This window comes from Paraburkholderia silviterrae, from assembly GCF_004353915.1.
GTDB lineage: Bacteria > Pseudomonadota > Gammaproteobacteria > Burkholderiales > Burkholderiaceae > Paraburkholderia > Paraburkholderia silviterrae.
The window spans coordinates 294,359-313,926 of the sequence record NZ_SMRP01000008.1 but is presented as its reverse complement, the minus strand read 5'-3'; the positions used below and the strand labels follow the sequence as shown (position 1 = coordinate 313,926).

Genomic DNA, 19,568 nt, shown 5'->3' with positions numbered 1-19,568 from the left:
GAGCGCGTCCGCGTCGGCGACGTTCAGCGTGAGCACCGAGCCGTCGTTCGTCGCAATCGAGTGCGCGTTCGCGAGCGAAGCGTCTTCGTTGTGGATCGCGGCGAGCAGGTTCGCTTCGCTGTCGACGATCGTGTAGCCGTGCGCGATCGTCACGTGCGCGCCCAGCAGTGAGTGCGCGTTGGCGACGGAGAGCGTCACCGCGCCGACGTCGTTCGTCGCGAGCGAGTGCGCGTTCGTGATCGAAGCATCCTCGCGGTTGATCGCCGCAAGCAGGTTGACTTCGGTGTCGACGATCGTGTAGCCGTTCGTGATCGTCACGTGGGCGTTCGCGAGCGCGTCGGCGTTCGCGACCGTGAGGGTCACGGCCGCGGCATCGTTCGTCGCGATGGCATGTGCGCCGCCGATCAGCGAGCCGTCGTGCTGGATTGCGGCCAGCAGATTCGCGGTGCTGTCGACGAGGTTGTAGCCGTGCGTGATCGACACGTGGGCGCCGAGAAGCGCGACGACGCCGGCGATGCTGACCGGCTGAGCGGTCGCGTCCGTCGTGACAATTGCGCCGGCGGCAGCAAGCGACGCGTCGTGGTTGCCGATTGCGGCAAGCAGGTTGGCCACCGTATCGGCGATCGTATAGCCGTGCGTGATCGACACGTGTGCGGCCGCAAGCGTGTCGGCAGCGCTGACGGTGAGCGCGACGGCATTGGCATCCGTCGTCACCAGGCTGCCCGCGTCGCCGAGCACCGCGTCGTGGTGCGCGATCGCGTTCAGCAGTGCCGAGGCGGTGTCATGGATCGAGGTGATCGCGATTGCTGCGTTGAGCCCAATCAGCGTGTTGGCGACCAAAACCGAGACGAACGGGTCCGTTACCGTGACCGAATGCGCCGCGGTAACGGCGGCGCCGGCCGCGATCAGGTTGGCGGCCGTATCGGCGACGCTATAGGTTTGCGTGCCGCTGTTCGCGAGCGCGTGAATCGCGCTCGCCTGCGCGGCGGTCGCGACGTCGGTCGCGACGATGTTGACGACGTGCCCCGCCAGCGACGACGACACGGTCGCGAGGTTCGCGGACGTGTCGTAGAGGTTGAATTTCACGGTGCTGGCGGTGTCCTTCGCCAGCACGGCCAGCGCGCCGGCGACGGTTTCGTCCGGCGTGCCCAGCGTGGTGCCCTGCGCGGACGACACCGAGCCGAGCGTGCTCGCACCCTGAATCGCGCCGTTGCCGTTCACCACAGCGTGGATTTCCGCGGCGTTGAGCACGTTGCCGGCGTTGCTGTTGAGCGTGTTGAGCGTGTCGCTGTTGCTCAGATCGACAGGCGTGCTGCCCGCATTGGCGATGAGATTCGTGAGCGCGGTGAGGATCGCGCTTGCGGCCGAAGCGCCGTTCGCCTGTGCGGCAGAGTTCTGCGCGACGGCCAGGATCATGGCGACCTGCGCGGCCAGTTTCTGCACGGCGAGCGCGTTGGTGTCGTTGGCGCTCGCCGAGAACGGGTCGTAGGTCGTGAGCGAGATGCTCGAAGCAATGCCGAGGCCGTTCGCGATCACGGTTTGCGCCTCGGCCGTCGTCACGCCGTGCGCCGACGCGTAGGTCTGGACGAGCGTCGTGAGCGGGTTGATGACCGTCGAGCCAGCCGGCGCGGTCAGCGTGATGGTGTTCGGGAGACCCGTATCGATGTCGATGCCGCCGACGGCGATGATCGCGCCCTTCAGCGAGGTCTGCAGCGTGAAGTGACCGTTCGCGTCGGTGGTGACGCCGGTGTCGCCCGCGGCGACCGGCACACCGTTGCCGTTCACGTCGATGTAAATGTGTGCGCCCGAGATCAGGCCGTCGGCGACGGTACCCGCGACCGTCGTGGCGCCGCTGCCGCCACTGCTGCCGGTCGAGTTGCTGCCGCCACTGCCGCTGCCGGTCGAACCGCTGCCGCCACTCGAGCTGCTGCTGCTTCCGCCACCGCCGCCGCCGGCGGCGAGTGCCGCGGCCGCGCCGCCAATCGCAAGCGCGCCGAGCCCGACCCATACGGCCGTCGGCACGCCGCCCGACGAGGCAGCGGGCGTGGCGCTCGCAGCCGCGCCGCTGTCGGCCGAGCCGTCCGTGGTACCGCCAGCGTCGGCCGAGCCGTCCGCCGCCGTGCCGGCCGTGCTGGTCGCGCCGTTCGCAGAAGCGTCCGCGCCGGCGCTCGTCGCGGGGGCGCCATGGGCGTCATCGGCAACCGCGGGCGTATCCTTGTCGGCTTCGTGGTGTTTCACGACATCAACGCGGTCGCCGTGCTTGTGGCGGTGCTCCGCGGGAAGCTGCAAGGCGGTTTGACTGTGTTTCTGCGCCAGGTCGGCGTTCTGCGCGCCGTGGGTTGCGTCCGCAACCCCATGATCGTGACCGACTGCCTTTTTCCCACCCTCTTTAACGAGCTTCTTGTCCGACGGCTTCGTTGATTGATTAACGCTCATGGTCCCTCTCTAAGCCCCGTAGAAATCCCGGACGACACGCATCCCTGCCCGGCCTGAGCAATGGCGGTCAATCGAGAAATAGTTTTTGCGTGGATTTGATTTCTTTTTTTGCGGCGACGACCACCTCAGGAGGTGCGAATCGCACGGGTGGTCTAACGATGCGTCGGGTTGCTTCCCATCACATACAAGACTTCTTCCCGATTGGTCTGTGCGGATGCTAACACCAAACAACAAACGCATTCAACGGGCCTTTTTTTGATTTTTTCTTCCTATATAGCCAAAAAAATACAGACGTCGATGGAGAAAACTGAAAAGAAAACGTTTGCTGCCAGTCGATCCTCGCGCGTTGCCTGCAAATTCCCTTCAGTAAATTTTTAGAACACCAACATCAGGCACAACATTCCGGCTATTAAATTTTATTACGCGCTGTTCAGCAAACGTTTGCGGCAGTTTTCGGCCGCGAACGCGCGGCAGGCCCCATGAATCAAGGAATGGGAACAAATCATGACCGCGCCCGCGCAGGCTCGCATCCATGCAACACGCGCAGGCCCTCCCAAAGCCTCGCCCCGGAATTTAATAGCAGGCTGAAAATCGCGCCAAGAGAGTCTTCTCCCGAAAAATTTCAACCTGCATCTTCGCTCGTTGTAACGCCTCGCCGTCTGGGATTCGCAACGCGATACAAACGTTTGCGGAATTTCTCCATTGGTTCATGACACCACAGCCTCACAACAGGTATTCAGCTTAAATACCGAAGCAAACCAACTCGAATTATCGCGTGCGCAAACGTTTTACACGAACTATTTGAACACGAGTAAAACGCGCAGCGAAAACAAAAACCCGCGCCTTTTCGAGGTTAGGTTCGCATTCGACGAATAAGAATCGCCGGATGCGCAAACGTTTTACTTGAGATATTTGAACCGGTGTAAATCGCGCGCCAGAAACGAAAAACCCCACGCTCTTTCGAGCGTGGGGTTCGCATTTGATGTTCAGGTAAAAAGCGCGCGCAGCTTAAATCACCACGGTCTGCGCCTCGCCTTCCTTGCTCTCGCGCACGACACCAATCTTCCAAACCTGCTCACCCGCAGCCGCCAGCAGCGCAGCCGCCGCATCAGCCTGATCCGCCGCCACGATCACGGCCATGCCGATGCCGCAGTTGAACACGCGGTGCATTTCCGCGTCCGCCACCCCGCCATGCTCCTGCAGCCACGAGAACAGCGGCGGCAGCGGCCACGCCGCATGATCCAGCTCAGCCGTGAGCCCTTCACGCAGCACGCGCGGAATGTTCTCCACCAGACCGCCGCCGGTGATATGCGCCATGCCCTTCACAGCGATGGTTTCCATCAGCTTGAGCAGCGGCTTCACATAAATGCGCGTGGGCGCCATCAGCGCGTCGGCCAGCGAGCGGCCGTCGAAGTCGGCGTTCAGATCCGGATTCGCGCGCTCGATGATCTTGCGCACGAGCGAAAAGCCGTTCGAATGAATGCCGCTCGACGCGAGACCCAGCACCACGTCGCCGGGGACGATCGTGCTGCCGTCGATGATCTTGCTCTTTTCCACCGCGCCAACCGCGAAGCCGGCGAGATCATATTCGCCGTCGGGGTACATGCCCGGCATTTCCGCCGTTTCGCCGCCGATCAGCGCGCAGCCCGAGAGCTCGCAGCCCTGAGCGATGCCCTTCACGACCGTGGCCGCCGTGTCGACGTCCAGCTTGCCGCAAGCGAAGTAGTCGAGGAAGAACAGCGGCTCGGCGCCCTGCACGAGGATGTCGTTCACGCTCATCGCGACGAGATCCTGGCCGACTGTGTCGTGTTTGTTCAGATGAAACGCGAGGCGCAGCTTGGTGCCCACACCGTCGGTGCCGGAGACGAGCACGGGTTCCTTGTACTTCTTCGGCACTTCGAAGAGCGCACCGAATCCGCCGATGCCGCCCATCACGCCGTCGCGCAGGGTCTTCTTCGCAAAGGGCTTGATGCGGTCGACGAGCGCGTCGCCCGCGTCGATGTCCACGCCCGCGTCGCGGTAGGAGAGCCCTTGCTCCTGATTAGCGGGGCCGGATTTCGGTTGATTCATGGGGAAGAGGCAGAAGGTCGGTAAAATGCGATTTTAACCGATTGAAGGCGCCCCGCCGCCGAGGCTCGCGTGAGTATTTTGGTAGTAGCCAAGCGGGCCCTTCGACCGGAAACCACGTTTTGTCGCCGAACATACTAATTTTCAAGCGATACCAGCGTCAGGCCTTCGTCCGGGCCGCGCGCGACAGGAACTGACAGACCGCCTTCGGCCAGACACACCGTGCAGCGACAGCTAACGCTCGATCTCGGCACCCCGCCGCCATCGACCTTCGACAACTTCCACACCGGCGCCAATGCGGAGCTGGTCGCGCGCCTGCGCGGGCTCGATACGGCGCTGGGCGCCGGTCCCGCTGTCGACCCGAAGGCCGACCGCACGTTCTACGTTTGGGGAGAGCCCGGGAACGGCCGTTCGCACCTGCTGCACGCGCTCGCATTCGAGACGCCGCGAGGCCACGTGCGCTACATCGGGCCGAAGAGCGGACTCGCCGCCTTCACGTTCGACCCGCGCGTGCCGATTTACGCCGTCGACGACTGCGACTCGCTCTCGGGCGCCCAGCAGATCGCCCTGTTCAATCTGTTCAATGAGGTGCGCTCGCACCCGCACACGGCGCTCGTCGCCACCGGCAACGCGCCGCCGATGGGCCTCGCGGTGCGCGAGGACTTGCGCACGCGTCTCGGCTGGGGTCTCGTGTTCCACCTCGCGCCGCTCTCCGACGCGGGCAAGGCCGCCGTGCTCAAGCAGGCGGCGCGCGAGCGCGGCATCAATCTCGCCGACGACGTGCCGGCCTACCTGCTCACGCACTTCCGGCGCGACATGCCGAGCCTCATGCGCCTGCTCGACGCGCTCGACCGCTTCTCGCTCGAGCAAAAGCGCGCGGTAACGCTGCCGCTGCTGCGCACGATGCTCGCGAAGGGCGAGGATGAGTCGGGCGTCGATACGTCGGGTGTCGATGCGTCAGACGTCGGTACGTCAGGCGTCGATACGTCGGCCGTCGACATGTCGAGCGTCGAGACACCCGGCGTCGCTACGCTTGCGGCCGGTGGCGAGGCTGATATGACCGGTCCGCGCGGCGGCAAGGCAACGGCCGCCACGCAGCCAGACGAACCGGGCGCGAGCGCCCAAGCCCTGGAGCGCGACACACGCGAGCCGGCGGATATGGCCGGCGCGCCCGCCGGCAGCGGTGAGCGAAGCGGCGCCCAAGGCGTCGAACTGGAATTGTTCCCGCTTCAGGAGATGCCGCACGCCGCGTCCGCGGCTGCGCCCGCCGACTCGCGCGATCCAGCATCGGGCGCCGCTTACGAAGCACCGAAGGCGCCTGCCCTGCAACCGCGCGTGCCGCTTGCGGCACCGCCGTTCCAGCCGCCGACCGACAACGTCGAAGGAGAACTGGGGGCCAGATTCCGCGACGTGGTCCACCGCGAGCTAGGCGCCGAACTCCAGGGCGAGGTCGAGGCCGACGTCAGCAACGAAATGACCGGCGAGCTCAACGGCGACCTCGATCCGCCTGCTGGTGCCGCAGGTCCCGCAGGTTCCGCTGATCCAGCCGATCCCGCCACGCCCGCTGATCCGGCAAACTCCGGCGCCTCGGCAACGCCCGCCGATCCGGCACCATCGGACTGCGCGCACGACGACAACTCGCCCGCTGCGAGCCCGGCGGCGAACGCCCCGTCATCTGCACCGTCGTCCAGGCCATCTTCTGAATCAGCGGGCACCCCGCAGTCCGATATCGGACCGCAACGCCCGGAACACCCCGCCTCGCCGGCCGCAGCCGGCACCGGCAACGGCTTCACCCGCTTCAAGTAAAATGAGCGCCCATGGCTAATCTTGCACTTTTCGATCTCGATCACACGCTGATCCCCACCGACAGCGACCACGAATGGGGCCGCTTCATGGTGAAGCTCGGCATCGTCGACGCCGAGCGCTTCGCGGAGCAAAACGACCGCTTCTACGCCGACTACAAGGCCGGCCAGCTCGACATTCACGCGTACCTCGTCGCCATGCTCACGCCGCTCGCGAAGTATTCGCGCGCGCAGTTGAAGGCGTGGCACGACCAGTACATGCACGAGGTGATCAATCCGACCATCGTGCCGGCCGCTGTCGAGCTCGTGCAGCAGCACAAGGAAGCGGGCGACCTTTGCTGCGTGGTGACGGCCACCAACGAATTCATCACGGCGCCCATCGCCGAGGTATTCGGCGTAGACAAGCTGATCGGCTGCGAGGTCGAGACTGTGGACGGCCATCCGGCCTCGGCCTTCACCGGCCGCCCGACCGGCACGCCGAGCTACCGCGAAGGCAAGATCGTGCGCGTCGAGGCGTGGCTCGCCTCGCTCGGCAAGCGCTGGTCGGACTTCGAGCACAGCTACTTCTATAGCGACTCGCACAACGACATTCCGCTGCTCGAAAAAGTCACCGACCCGATCGCGACCAACCCCGACGACATCCTGCGCGCCCACGCGCAAAAAGCAGGCTGGCGCATCCTCGATTTGTTCCAGGTATCGTGATCAAGAAATTCATCCGCAAGTTGTTCGGCCAGGACAGCGCCCTGGCAACGGAAGGCGCTCCCGACAGCGACACAGCATTGGCCGCGGCCTCGCATCAAGGGGAGACCGCAGGTGAGGCCACTGGCCGCTCGCGCCGCAAGACGGTCACTGTGAAGAAGGAAGTCAAGCCGCGCGCAGGCAAAGGCGCCGCCGACCCGGCCGCGCCCGTCGTCCTCTCCGCCGACATCCACGGCATCGACCCCTCGCTCATCTCCCGCAACGCCGTGCGCGTGACCGAAGGCCTGCAGCAAGCGGGCTTTCGCGCGTTCATCGTGGGCGGCGCGGTGCGCGATCTGCTGCTAGGCGTCGCGCCCAAGGACTTCGACGTGGCCACCGACGCCACGCCCGACCAGGTGCAAAAGCTGTTCCGCCGTGCCCGCATCATCGGCCGGCGCTTCCAGATCGTGCACGTGCAGTTCGGCCAGGAGATCATCGAGGTCTCGACTTTCCGCGCGCTCGTCGATACTCCGGCTGCCCCGCCGGCGGAAGCCGCAAGCGCCGGACCGGGCCACAAGCGCCTGCGCCGCGACGAGCTCGACCGCAAGACCCACCACGTGGACGCGAGCGGCCGGGTGCTGCGCGACAACGTCTGGGGCGAGCAGCACGAAGACGCCACGCGCCGCGACTTCACGATCAACGCGATGTATTACGATCCGTCCACGCAGACGGTGCTCGACTATCACAACGGGATGGCCGACATGCGCGCGCGCCTGTTGCGGATGATCGGCGACCCGGCCACGCGCTATCGCGAAGACCCGGTGCGCATGATGCGCGTAGTGCGTTTCGCGGCGAAGCTCGGCTTCGAGATCGAAACGCACACGCGTGCGCCGATCCAGGAGCTCGCGGACCTCATCAACAACGTGCCGGCGGCGCGTCTGTTCGACGAGATGCTCAAGCTGCTGCTCTCGGGCCACGCGCTCGAATGCCTCAGGTGGCTGCGCAAGGAAGGCTTGCATCACGGCCTGCTGCCGCTGCTCGACGTGGTCCTCGAGCAGCCGCAGGGCGAGCGCTTCATCACGCTCGCGCTGTCGAACACCGACGCGCGCGTGCGCGCGGGCAAGCCGGTCTCGCCGGGCTTCCTGTTCGCCACGCTGCTCTGGCACGACGTGCAGCAGCGCATGCAGCAATACACGGCTGAGGACGAACTCCCCGTGCCGGCGCTGCATCGCGCGATGGACGACGTGATCGACGCACAGACGGAAAAGCTCGCGATCCATCGCCGCTACTCGTCGGACATGCGCGAGATCTGGGGTCTGCAGCTGCGCCTCGAAAAACGCGGCCGCAGCGCGATCAAGCTGCTCGAACACCCGAGATTCAGAGCGGGGTATGATTTCCTCCTGTTGCGCTGCGAATCGGGCGAGCTCGACGCCGAAATCGGCCAGTGGTGGACCGACTTCATCAGCGGCGACCCGGCCGCACGCGAAGCACTGCTCGCCCAGGGCGGCAGCAAGGAGCGCGCGCCGCGCAAGCGCCGCCGCCGCGGCGGCGCGAAGAACCGCAAGACGGGCGAGGCCGCAGCGGGCGCCGAGGGCACCGCCGAGGCATCGAGCTACGGCGGGGACAACGACGAGCCGCACGAGGACTGAAGCCATGCAGGACTGCGCCCAGAGGGGGCATGTCGAATGCGTTCCCGCAACACAGGAAGTGAAGCCATGACGGTTGCCTGGCTGGGAATCGGCGCGAATCTGGGGGATGCGCGCCAGACCCTCAAAGACGCGGTGGTGTGTCTTGCGCAACAGCACTCCATCACCGTGCTCGCCAAATCGAGTCTGTACCGCACCGCGCCCGTCGACGCGGGCGGCGACGACTATTTCAACTGCGTCGTGAAGCTCGACACGCGGCTTTCGGTGCGCGATCTGCTCGCCCTGTGCCATCGCATCGAGCACCACTTCGGCCGGGAGCGCCCCTTTCGCAACGCGCCGCGCACGCTCGACATCGACATCCTGATCTATGGCGAAGCCATCATCGACGAGCCCGACCTGATCGTGCCGCACCCGCGCATGACGGGCCGCGCGTTCGTCCTCGCCCCGCTCGCCGAAATCGATCCCGCGCTCGCCATTCCGGGCCGCGGCGTGGTCAGCGCGTTCCTGCCCGATGTCGTGGATCAGCGTATCGAGAAGTTGAAGCCGCTGTGCCAGTGCCTCGGCCCCGCGAACGGCGAACCTGACGCCGAGGGCGGCTCGGACGGCGCGCCGCAGCGCGCCCCGGGCACTTCGGGCAATTGCCGATGAGCACGCTGCTGCCGCCGTTGCCTTTTGCCACCACGGTCACCGCGCGCGCGGCACGGCCGGCGCTCCAGTACCTCGCGATCGAAGGGCCGATCGGGGCGGGCAAGACCGCACTCGCTACGCGCCTGGCCGAACGCTGGTCGATGCAGACGCTGCTCGGCTCGCGCGCGGACAACCCGTTTCTCGAGCACTTCTACCGCGATACGTCGCGCCACGCGCTGGCCGCGCAACTTTCGGTGGCGCTGCAGCGCGAGTACCTCTCGCGGCAAGTGGCCGCGCACCGCGCCGCCGGCACGCCGCTCGTGACGAACTTCCTCGCCGAGCGCAACGACCTGTTCGCGCGCCTCACGCTCTCCGAAGAGGAGCTGCCGCTGTTTCAGGCACTGGCCGCGCGCCTGCGCGTGGAGGCGCCGCCGCCCGACCTCGTGGTGTATCTGCAGGCGAGCCCCGAAGCGCTCTACGCACGCATCCAGAAGCGCGCGGTAGCGGCGGAGCAGCACATCTCCGACACCTTCCTGCGGGCGCTGTGCGACAGCTACAACGAATTTTTCTATCATTACGACCGTGCGCCGGTACTGACCGTCGGCGTCGAGAACCTGAACCCGCTCGACTCCGATGCGGACCTTGCGCTGATCGCCGAGCGTATCGAAACGATGCGCGGCCGCAAGGAATCTTTCGTCAAGGGCACGTCGCTCTAAGCGGCGTGCCGTCCGGTTTTTCTCCTCCCTAACGGACTCCCCATGACTTACCTGCAGGAAACGAGCCGCAGCGCGGTCACCGTGCCCAAGCTCCAGGCGATGCGCGATGCCGGCGAGAAGATCGCGATGCTCACGTGCTACGACGCGAGCTTCTCGGCGCTGTGCGACCGCGCGGGCGTGGACACCGTGCTGATCGGCGACTCGCTCGGCAACGTGCTCCAGGGCCACACGACGACGCTGCCCGTCACCCTCGAAGACATCGCCTATCACACGGCCTGCGTCGCACGCGTGCAACCGAAGGCGCTGATCATCGCCGACCTGCCGTTCGGCACCTTCGGCACGCCCGAGGACGCCTTTGCGAATTCGGTGAAGCTCATGCGCGCGGGCGCGCAGATGGTGAAGATCGAGGGCGGCGAATGGCTCGCGCCCACGGTGAAGATGCTGGTCGAGCGCGCGGTGCCGGTGTGCGCGCACATCGGCCTCACGCCGCAATCAGTGCACGCGTTCGGCGGCTTCAAAGTACAGGGCAAGACCGACGCGGGCGCCACGCAGCTCGTGCGCGACGCGCTCGCTCTCGAGGCTGCGGGTGCGCAGCTCGTGGTGATCGAGGCGGTGCCGGCGGCGCTCGGCGCGCAAGTCACGAAGCAGTTGCGCATTCCGACGATCGGGATTGGCGCAGGCCTCGATTGCTCGGGCCAGGTGCTCGTGCTGCACGACATGCTCGGCATTTTCCCCGGCAAGCGTCCACGCTTCGTGAAGGACTTCATGGCGGGACAGCCCGATATCGAGTCGGCGGTGCGCGCCTACGTGAAGGCCGTGAAGGAAAGCACGTTCCCCGGGCCCGAGCACGCGTTCTGATGCGGCTGCGAGCCTTCAGCCCGCGGCCGAAGGCTTATTTTGTCGCAGCAATGATCCGCTTGCCCAGCGCTTGACCGGGCAGTTCGACAAACCGGTACCCCAGCACCGAAAGAACGAGTGTCAGCAGCACGCACGCCAGGGAGAAAAGGCCTGGCGGCACGAGAGAACTGGCCAGACCCATGGCAAATGGATGGAGGAGATAGGTCGAGAAACTGATGCTGCCCAGCCATCCGGTAAAGCGATTCGAGATAAGCGGCGAGTGGCGAATCGCTGGAACGCAAGCGACCAGCAAGAACAGAGCCGGCGCAACCAGCCATGGAATCAGCGCTTCGTACAAGCTTATGTGCGGATGGTGATAGTAGCCAAAGGAGACGAGGTTCGAAATCGCCATGGTGATGCTAAAGACACCCGCGTCGATGTAAAGGCGACGTGGCGTCAAGCTGCCCTCATGAGCGTGGAATACACGGCAGCCCAGAATCGCTACGTACACCAGGCCAATACGGGCGAGTGGAAGGCGATGGCCGATCAAAAGAGAAATGCAGCACAAGAGCAGTTCCACAACCGGCGCGATGACGATCAGCTTGTCGTCGAACCGACGGCCGAAGCGGAGCAAAGCCAAAGCGAAGACTGCATACCAGGCGAACTCGATGCTGAGGGTCCATGTCACGCCCAGAAGGGGCTCCGCACCGAAATAGTCCTGAACGAGCATGAGATTGACCACCCAGGTACGAACCGCGACAACGCTTACGTAGGAAAAGGCCGTGAGATTCGAGCCGTAGCCAAGGAGTGCCAGGAGAGCAAAGGCAACGAGCACGAGCGGGTAAATGCGGAAGACGCGTCGAATCGCAAACGTCTTGAGATCGAACCGGCGCCCTGCCGTCATGGGAATCACGAAACCGCTCACAACGAAAAACAGGACCACCCCAAACACACCCGGCGATAGCAGCGCCGTAGCCCACGCACCGAATTTTCCGCTCTTTTCAGCTACATGCTGAAAGAGCACTGCACCCGCAGCAATAAATCGCAATGTATCGAGAAAAGTCACGCGCGCCGTCGTGGCCGCCGGCCGACTCGTCGCAGTCGGATCCGTCGCGGCAGAAGGCATCGACGCCTGGAACATGTTGCCCTTCCCCACTCGTCCCGAAAATTGCTCCGCGGCGCAAACCCGAGGCTGATCGTCTGGCATGATTGCGTCCTGAAACACAACAAAACGCCCTCGTGGGTCACACCGGCGCCATACCTGCAGTAGGCCAAGCGACCAGAGGATTGAGTCTTCGATCAACGGGTCTGCGGCACGAATGTGCTTAGTTGACGGGTTTCAGGCATCGCGAATGACGGACATCATCAACAAGCGAAGTCACCACGCCGCGAGCCGCGTCGTACACCGGTGTCACACCGTTCATATCCGTGGATTGTGGCCGGTCTTCGGCCCTGGTGAATGTTCGCCGTCGCTCATACCCCGTTGGTCAGCGAAATTGGGCGGGGCCAATTCGTAGTTCGGACGGCTTTGAGCGCTTTTAGAGCCTCACGCCGTTAGCGTATCAAGCGCGCGGCCACGGCCCCGCGCAGCGCATTGGTCAGCATGAGCGCCTCGGCGTTCAGCACGTCCTCGCGCGTGAGCACGCGCTCGCGCGCCCCGAACGCCGCGTCGTCGAGCAGCACGCCGCGCATCACGCCGGGCAGCAGCCCCGATGCCAGCGGCGGCGTCCACCATTGCCCTGCGAGCTTCACGAAGACGTTCGAGCGCCCGCCTTCGGTCAGCTCGCCGCGCTCGTTGAAGAACAGCATGTCGAAGCCACCCAGCGTTTCGGCCTCGCGCCATGCGCGGTCGAATTCGGCGCGGCGCGTCGACTTGCGCAGCAGCAGTGCGTCGGCAGACGCGACCGGCGCGAAGCCGTGATCCGGCGCGAGCAGTACGCCGACCGTGTCTTGCGCGAGCGGCGCAAGCGGCGCGCTGGTCAGCGTTGCCGCCCCACTCTTGCCGAGTGCCAGCCGCAGACGATGCGGTGCGTTTTCGTCGGCGCCTGTGAACGCCGCGCACGCCTGGGCAAGACGCGCGCGCAGTGCTTCGACATCGCACGGAAAGCCGAGCCATGCCGCGCTCGCCGCAAGCCGTGCGAGATGGCGCTCGACGTGACGCACGCCTTGAGCGCGCGTCGCATACAGGGTCTCGAAGAGCTCGATGCCGGGATCGGCCTGGGTGAGAAAACGCGCTTTCAATCGGCACTCCTCGTATTCGTCGGCGGCCACGCTGTCCAGCACGATGCCCGCGCCCACCCCCATCTCGCCGCGGCGCATTGCGCCAGCTGTGCCTGATTGCGCAGCCTCGAGCGTAAGCGTGCGGATCACGACCGAAAGGCAGAAGTCGCCACAGGCCTCGCCCTCGCGTGGCGCATCCAGCCAGCCGATGGTGCCGGTGTAGAGCCCGCGCGGACCGTGCTCGAGCGCCTCGATCAACTCCATCGTGCGATGCTTGGGCGCACCCGTGATCGAGCCGCACGGAAACAGTGCGCGCATGGTGTCGGCGAAGGTCGTGCCCGGACGCATTTTCGCCTCGACCGTGGAGGTCATCTGCCAGACGGAGGCATACGGCTCCACGCTGAAAAGCGCGGGTACGCGCACCGATCCCGTCTGCGCGACGCGCGACACGTCATTGCGCAGCAAGTCGACGATCATCACGTTTTCGGCACGGTTCTTGGGGTCGTTCGCGAGGAATCGCGCAGCCGCGGCATCCTCGGCCGCATCGGCGCAACGCGCGGCGGTGCCCTTCATCGGCTTCGCGCGCAACGTTTCGCCCCGCTTCTCGACGAAAAGCTCGGGCGAGCACGAGAGCACCCAGCGGTCGCCGGGCAAGGCGATGAGCGCGCCGTAACGCACGCGCTGACGCTCGCGCAAACGCCGGTATAGCGCCACCGGCGCGCCGAACGTCTCGAAGCTCAACCGGTACGTGTAGTTGATCTGATACGAGTCGCCGATGCGCAGCGCGTCCTGCACCGCGCCGATATCGTGCTCGAAGCGCTCGCGCTCGACGCCCATCGTCACGCCGGCGACCCCCGCCGGCCCCGGCGTCTCGCTGCCCTCGCGCGCGGCGAGCCATGCATCGGCTTGCTCGCGCGAGAGCCGCTCGCAGCGTTCGAACAATAAAAAACGCAGCGCGGCTTGGCCGCGCTGCGTTTCGCTGGATGAGGCACTGTCGTGTTGCGCGATGGCGCTCTTCTCGCCATCGCGTTGCTCAGTTTCGCGCTTCGCGAACTCGAGCGCGCGCCCGAATTCGTAGTCGCCGAGCACGAGCGCATGAAGGGCCCGCCCCGCGCTCAGCTCGGCATTCACTTCGCGGCACACCGCGTCGAGGTCCGCCGCACGCTCGCACGCGATCTCGCGCACGAAGCCCGTGTAAAGACGGCTCGAACGGCTGGCCGCCGTCGAGTCGCCATCGTCGAGCAGCGCGAAAGTTGCGTTACCCGCCGCGCCGCCCTGGTTCACTGCCACTGCCATTGACGTTACCGCCTGCTACCTGAAGAACACCGCACGAGGCAATGCACAAACGCGAGCATCAATCGAAGAAGCTCTTCACGCGGTCGAACCAGCTCTTGCTCTGCGGGCTGTGGCGCGAGCCGCCCTCCACGAGCGACTTCTCGAACTGCTGGAGCAGATCGCGCTGCTGCTCGGTGAGCTTGACCGGCGTTTCGACCTGCACGTGCACGTACAGATCGCCGGCAATGCTCGAGCGCAGGCCCTTGATGCCCTTGCCGCGCAAACGGAAGGTCTTGCCCGACTGCGTGCCTTCCGGCACCGTGAAGCTCGCGCGGCCCGCCAGCGTCGGCACTTCGATCTCACCGCCGAGCGCCGCCGTCGTGAACGGAATCGGCATCTGGCAATGGAGATCGTCGCCGTCGCGCTCGAACACCGAGTGCTGCTTGATGTGGATCTCGACATAGAGATCGCCCGCCGGCCCGCCGTTGATGCCAGGCTCCCCGTTGCCGGCCGAGCGGATGCGCATGCCGTCGTCGATGCCCGCCGGAATCTTCACTTCGAGCGTCTTGGTTTCCTTCACCTTGCCCGCGCCGTGGCAGTTCGTGCACGGCTCGGGAATGTAGGAACCCGTGCCATGGCACTTCGGGCAGGTCTGCTGGATGCTGAAGAAGCCCTGCGACATGCGCACCGAACCCGAGCCGTGACAGGTCGGGCAGGTCTCGGGCTTGGTGCCGGGCTTCGCGCCCGAACCATGACAGACCTCGCAACCGCTCCAGCCCGGCACGCGGATCTGCGTCTCGTAGCCGTGCGCCGCCTGCTCCAGCGTGATTTCCATGCTGTAGCGCAAGTCCGCGCCGCGGTACACCTGCGGACCGCCGCGCGCGCCACCACGGCCACCAGCGGCCTGGCCGAAGATATCGCCAAAGATGTCGCCGAAGGCATCCGCGAAACCGCCGAAGCCCTGCGCACCCGCGCCGCCCATGTTGGGGTCGACGCCCGCATGGCCGTACTGGTCGTAAGCCGCGCGCTTTTGCGAGTCCGACAGCATCTCGTAGGCTTCCTTCACCTCTTTGAAATGCTCTTCCGCATCCTTGTTGTCCGGATTGCGGTCGGGGTGATACTTCATCGCCAGCTTGCGATACGCCTTCTTGATTTCGTCGTCGCTCGCGTTCTTCGCGACGCCCAGAACCTCGTAGTAATCCCGTTTCGCCATATCGGTTCAACGCCGGCCGCGCGCCTCTCGGCACACGCCGGCTCCTCTTGAATGCTGGATCTCGTGACCCGTTTGCCGTTCCTTCGAACCCCCGCGCGGGCGTTTTCACGCCCCGGCGGCCCCTGCAAGAGAACGGCCTCTATAAAACAAATGTGCCCGGAGAGCCGAAAGGCTCGCCAGGCGCTCCAATGCCGACCCGCATCGTAACCGATGCGGCCGTGCTTCGGTTTGTTCAGCCCTTACGGTTCGGGCCCGATTCTCGAGGCGCCCGGCGCGAATCACGCCGGATGCCCTGGCCCTGAACGAGCGGACTTAGTCCTTCTTGACTTCCTTGAACTCGGCGTCGACCACGTCGTCGGCGGCGTTCTGCGCTGCTGCCTGCTCCGCGCCCGCGGCGCCTGCTGCCGCACCCGCCGCGCCTTGCGCCGCCTGCATGTCGGCGTACATCTTCTCGCCGAGCTTCTGCGACGCTGCCGACAGTGCCTCGACCTTCGCATCGACCGTCGCCTTGTCGGCCGACGTGCTCTTCAGCGTTTCTTCGAGGTCCTTCAGTGCGGCTTCGATCTTTTCCTTCTCGCTGGCGTCGATCTTGTCGCCGTACTCGGCCACGGCCTTCTTCGTGCTGTGAACCAGCGCGTCGCCCTGGTTGCGCGCGTCGGCCAGCTCACGCAGACGGTGATCTTCTTCCGCGTTTGCTTCGGCGTCCTTCACCATCTTCTCGATTTCGGCTTCCGACAGCCCCGAATTCGCCTTGATCGTGATGCGGTTTTCCTTGCCGGTCGCCTTGTCCTTCGCGCCCACGTGCAGAATGCCGTTCGCGTCGATGTCGAAGCTCACTTCGATCTGCGGCACGCCGCGCGGTGCGGGCGGAATGCCTTCGAGGTTGAACTCGCCCAGCAGCTTGTTGCCAGCCGCCATTTCGCGCTCGCCCTGGAACACCTTGATCGTCACGGCGCCCTGGTTGTCGTCCGCCGTCGAGTAGACCTGTGCGTGCTTGGTCGGGATCGTGGTGTTCTTGTTGATCATCTTCGTCATCACGCCGCCGAGCGTCTCGATACCGAGCGAGAGCGGGGTGACGTCGAGGAGCAGCACGTCCTTGCGGTCGCCCGAGAGAACCTGGCCCTGAATCGCGGCGCCAACAGCCACGGCTTCGTCCGGGTTCACGTCACGGCGCGGATCCTTGCCAAAGAACTCCTTGACCTTCTCCTGCACCTTCGGCATGCGCGTCTGGCCGCCGACGAGAATCACGTCGTCGATGTCGCTCACCTTCACGCCCGCGTCCTTGATCGCCACGCGGCACGGCTCGATGGTGCGCTCGATCAGGTCTTCGACCAGCGCTTCCAGCTTGGCGCGCGTGATCTTCAGGTTCAAGTGCTTCGGACCCGAGGCATCCGCCGTGATGTACGGCAGGTTGATTTCGGTCTGCTGGCCCGACGAGAGCTCGATCTTGGCCTTTTCAGCGGCTTCCTTCAGGCGCTGCAGCGCGAGCACGTCCTTCGAGAGGTCGACGCCCTGCTCCTTCTTGAACTCGCCGATGATGTAATCGATGATGCGCTGGTCGAAGTCTTCGCCGCCGAGGAACGTGTCGCCGTTGGTCGAGAGCACTTCGAACTGCATTTCGCCGTCCACATCAGCGATTTCGATGATCGAGATGTCGAACGTGCCGCCGCCGAGGTCGAACACGGCGATCTTGCGGTCGCCCTTTTCGGCCTTGTCCAGACCGAAGGCCAGTGCGGCTGCGGTCGGCTCGTTGATGATGCGCTTGACTTCCAGACCCGCGATGCGGCCGGCGTCCTTCGTGGCTTGACGCTGGCTGTCGTTGAAGTACGCGGGAACCGTGATCACGGCTTCGGTGACCGGCTCGCCGAGGTAGTCTTCAGCGGTCTTCTTCATCTTGCGCAGGACTTCAGCCGAAACCTGCGACGGCGCGAGGTTCTGGCCGTGCGCGGCAACCCATGCGTCGCCGTTGTCGTGCTTGACGATCTGGTAAGGCATCAGGTTGATGTCCTTCTGCACTTCCTTTTCGTCGAAGCGGCGGCCGATCAGACGCTTGACCGCGTACAGCGTGTTGCGCGGGTTCGTGACCGACTGGCGCTTGGCCGGCGCGCCGACCAGCACTTCGTTGTCGTCCATGTAGGCGATGATCGACGGCGTCGTACGGGCGCCTTCCGAGTTCTCGATCACCTTGACCTGATTGCCTTCCATCAGCGCCACACACGAGTTGGTGGTGCCGAGGTCGATACCGATGATTTTGCCCATTTTTGTCAAATCTCCAGATTTTGATCGCTGTGCGTTCGCCGCTTCTCGCGTGGTGCGGGGGCGTTCGCCTCAGCTCAATTCGGTTTGTTCAATTCACTGCTGCCCAAATGAGTGCCGCAAAGGCGTTTTCAAGAGCTTTGGGCTATGCATTCGTTAATTTTTTTCAATCGGCGGCGTGTTTTCAGGGAGTGCGCCGCCCAGCCTTTCCAATGCCTTTCGAAAACGCCGTCCGGGCGCGTTACTTCGGCTGCGAAACCGTGACCAGCGCCGGGCGCAGCACGCGGTCGGCGATCACGTAGCCCTTTTGCAGCACCGAGACGACCGTGTTCGCGTCCTGCTCCGAGGGCACCATCGAAATGGCCTGATGACGATGCGGGTCGAACTTCTCGCCGACCGGGTTGATCTGGAGCACCTTGCCCTTCTCCAGCGCGCCGGTGAGCTGCTTGAGCGTGAGCTCGACGCCTTCGTTGACCTTGGCAAGATCGTCCGAACCGTGGGCAAGCGCGGCTTCGAGGCTGTCCATGACCGGCAGCAGATGCTCGGCAAAGCTCTCAATGGCGAACTTGTGCGCCTTGGCGACGTCTTCCTGCCCGCGGCGGCGGACGTTTTCCGTCTCTGCCTTGGCGCGTACGAACGCGTCCTGCAGTTCGGCAACCTTCGCTTGCGCTTCGGCGAGCGCCGCCTGGGCATCGCCTTCCAGCGCCTGCGCGGCACCTTCAACCGGCTGTTGTTGCGGCTCGCCGGCGGCAGCGGCTTGCGACGCCTCGTCCGCGGGCGTGGGGTTCTGGCTCGTCGGGTTCTCTTGCGTGTTTTCCATGTCGCTGAACGTCGTTGAATAGTAAAAAGGGGAACAAAGCACGGACCGCTTTTGCCGGCCTCATCCGTCAAGCTGGCAAGCGTTGCGCCGGCGCGACAGCAGCTTTGTACATTGCGACAGCACGTGGGTGCCGGATCGCTTATTTCAAGGGTTTCGGGCGGCTTTTTTATACATGGATCAAACCACCGAAATCGTGCGTAACAACCATTACCGCAGCGCCGCAAGAATGAAATTGAGTACGGGGCAACCCTGACCTACACTCAGGAACAGGTGCTGCTCACGACGTGTTTACCCTGAGTTCGGCACCGCACCGAATGGGCTCCGTCGTTCGCCGTTGAGCCTCGTACTGGCCGTTTTGCAGCTTTTCCCTTGGGGAGTACCGTGAAACTGACCTTTGCCATCTCGGTGGTCGCTCTGGTACTCATCGCGGGAACCACGACCATCTGCCTGTCCGGCGTCGTGAACGAAAACACGACCGAATATGGGGGCGTCCACGCCACCATGGAGGCGCTCTTCAATCCTCACGCGCAAGTTTGTCGATAGTGCGGCGGTCGCGCTTGGTCGGCCTGCCGTGCAGCACGGCGGCCGGCTCGCGAAAGAGCCTGCGGCGCTCCTGCTCCGCCGCGCGTCGCGCGCGGCCCGTCTCGGTCTCCGCGTAGAGCGTCTGGGCAACGCTCGCGGGGCCGCGCACCTCGCAGATACCCAGCACCTGCACCTCCCAAACGACGTGCTCGATCTCGATCTCCACGAGGTCGCCCACGCGCACGTCTCTCGAAGCCTTCACGAGGTCGCCGCCGATGCGCACACGGCCTTTGCCGATGGCGTCCGTGGCCAGCGAACGTGTCTTGAAGAAGCGCGCGGCCCAGAGCCATTTGTCGATGCGCAGGCGCGCGCCGGGTTCGGTCGAGATCTTGTATTGCATACGATGCTTCCTGAATAAACGCCGCCGCTTTGTCGGCCAGTGTTGGCGCTTTA

13 protein-coding genes and 1 pseudogene are annotated in these 19,568 nt (G+C 64.8%); 6 read left to right on the top strand and 8 right to left on the bottom strand.

Annotated elements, in window-relative coordinates:
• On the bottom strand, positions 1-2,436 hold a 2,436-nt coding region (locus EYW47_RS18695; protein ID WP_205710100.1), incomplete at its 3' end, for a beta strand repeat-containing protein.
• 1,008 nt (positions 2,437-3,444) lie between these two features.
• Positions 3,445-4,506: a phosphoribosylformylglycinamidine cyclo-ligase gene (gene purM / locus EYW47_RS18690; protein WP_133196310.1), complete on the bottom strand. Its 1,062-nt coding sequence runs from the start codon at positions 4,504-4,506 to the stop codon at positions 3,445-3,447.
• A gap of 219 nt (positions 4,507-4,725) precedes the next feature.
• Between purM and hda the strand changes: the two are divergent.
• The 6 genes and pseudogenes from hda to panB all read left to right on the top strand — a co-directional run.
• A pseudogene (hda, locus tag EYW47_RS18685) lies at positions 4,726-5,424 on the top strand (DnaA regulatory inactivator Hda); the annotation flags it as partial.
• Between the two features lie 896 nt (positions 5,425-6,320).
• The gene (locus EYW47_RS18680; protein WP_133196309.1) at positions 6,321-7,007 is read left to right on the top strand and encodes a histidinol-phosphatase; all 687 of its coding nucleotides are present in this window, start codon (positions 6,321-6,323) and stop codon (positions 7,005-7,007) included.
• Entirely contained in the window at positions 7,004-8,632 is a 1,629-nt protein-coding gene (pcnB, locus tag EYW47_RS18675; protein ID WP_133196308.1) for a polynucleotide adenylyltransferase PcnB, read from the top strand. The genes EYW47_RS18680 and pcnB overlap by 4 nt, the downstream gene beginning before the upstream one ends.
• A gap of 66 nt (positions 8,633-8,698) precedes the next feature.
• A complete protein-coding gene (gene folK / locus EYW47_RS18670; protein ID WP_133196307.1) occupies positions 8,699-9,277 on the top strand; it encodes a 2-amino-4-hydroxy-6-hydroxymethyldihydropteridine diphosphokinase in 579 nt (192 codons plus the stop codon).
• Positions 9,274-9,972, top strand: a complete 699-nt coding sequence (locus tag EYW47_RS18665) for a deoxynucleoside kinase (protein WP_133196306.1) — start codon at positions 9,274-9,276, stop codon at positions 9,970-9,972. Before folK ends, EYW47_RS18665 begins: the two co-directional genes overlap by 4 nt.
• A 42-nt stretch (positions 9,973-10,014) precedes the next feature.
• Positions 10,015-10,830: a 3-methyl-2-oxobutanoate hydroxymethyltransferase gene (panB, locus tag EYW47_RS18660; protein ID WP_133196305.1), complete on the top strand. Its 816-nt coding sequence runs from the start codon at positions 10,015-10,017 to the stop codon at positions 10,828-10,830.
• 34 nt (positions 10,831-10,864) lie between these two features.
• Here panB and EYW47_RS18655 read toward each other — a convergent pair whose 3' ends face one another.
• The 6 genes from EYW47_RS18655 to EYW47_RS18630 all read right to left on the bottom strand — a co-directional run bounded on the left by EYW47_RS18655 (position 10,865) and on the right by EYW47_RS18630 (position 19,515).
• On the bottom strand, positions 10,865-12,016 hold the full coding sequence (locus EYW47_RS18655) for an acyltransferase family protein (RefSeq protein WP_133196304.1): 1,152 nt from the start codon (positions 12,014-12,016) through the stop codon (positions 10,865-10,867).
• A gap of 347 nt (positions 12,017-12,363) precedes the next feature.
• A complete protein-coding gene (gene pabB, locus EYW47_RS18650) occupies positions 12,364-14,325 on the bottom strand; it encodes an aminodeoxychorismate synthase component I (protein ID WP_133196303.1) in 1,962 nt (653 codons plus the stop codon).
• A gap of 58 nt (positions 14,326-14,383) precedes the next feature.
• Positions 14,384-15,517, bottom strand: a complete 1,134-nt coding sequence (dnaJ, locus tag EYW47_RS18645) for a molecular chaperone DnaJ (protein ID WP_133196302.1) — start codon at positions 15,515-15,517, stop codon at positions 14,384-14,386.
• Positions 15,518-15,829: 312 nt separating this feature from the next.
• On the bottom strand, positions 15,830-17,776 hold the full coding sequence (gene dnaK, locus EYW47_RS18640; protein ID WP_133196301.1) for a molecular chaperone DnaK: 1,947 nt from the start codon (positions 17,774-17,776) through the stop codon (positions 15,830-15,832).
• 238 nt (positions 17,777-18,014) lie between these two features.
• A complete protein-coding gene (gene grpE / locus EYW47_RS18635) occupies positions 18,015-18,593 on the bottom strand; it encodes a nucleotide exchange factor GrpE (protein ID WP_133196300.1) in 579 nt (192 codons plus the stop codon).
• Between the two features lie 514 nt (positions 18,594-19,107).
• Positions 19,108-19,515, bottom strand: coding sequence for an RNA-binding S4 domain-containing protein (locus EYW47_RS18630; protein WP_133196299.1), 408 nt, complete (start codon positions 19,513-19,515; stop codon positions 19,108-19,110).
• Positions 19,516-19,568 lie beyond the last annotated feature (53 nt).

Coding starts and splice junctions, on each gene's coding strand:
- purM (WP_133196310.1), bottom strand. CDS start 4,506: ATGAATCAACCGAAATCCGGCCCCGCTAATCAGGAGCAAGGGCTCTCC.
- EYW47_RS18630 (WP_133196299.1), bottom strand. CDS start 19,515: ATGCAATACAAGATCTCGACCGAACCCGGCGCGCGCCTGCGCATCGAC.
- dnaJ (WP_133196302.1), bottom strand. CDS start 15,517: ATGGCGAAACGGGATTACTACGAGGTTCTGGGCGTCGCGAAGAACGCG.
- pabB (WP_133196303.1), bottom strand. CDS start 14,325: ATGGCAGTGGCAGTGAACCAGGGCGGCGCGGCGGGTAACGCAACTTTC.
- folK (WP_133196307.1), top strand. CDS start 8,699: ATGACGGTTGCCTGGCTGGGAATCGGCGCGAATCTGGGGGATGCGCGC.
- EYW47_RS18655 (WP_133196304.1), bottom strand. CDS start 12,016: ATGCCAGACGATCAGCCTCGGGTTTGCGCCGCGGAGCAATTTTCGGGA.
- grpE (WP_133196300.1), bottom strand. CDS start 18,593: ATGGAAAACACGCAAGAGAACCCGACGAGCCAGAACCCCACGCCCGCG.
- panB (WP_133196305.1), top strand. CDS start 10,015: ATGACTTACCTGCAGGAAACGAGCCGCAGCGCGGTCACCGTGCCCAAG.
- dnaK (WP_133196301.1), bottom strand. CDS start 17,776: ATGGGCAAAATCATCGGTATCGACCTCGGCACCACCAACTCGTGTGTG.
- EYW47_RS18680 (WP_133196309.1), top strand. CDS start 6,321: ATGGCTAATCTTGCACTTTTCGATCTCGATCACACGCTGATCCCCACC.
- EYW47_RS18665 (WP_133196306.1), top strand. CDS start 9,274: ATGAGCACGCTGCTGCCGCCGTTGCCTTTTGCCACCACGGTCACCGCG.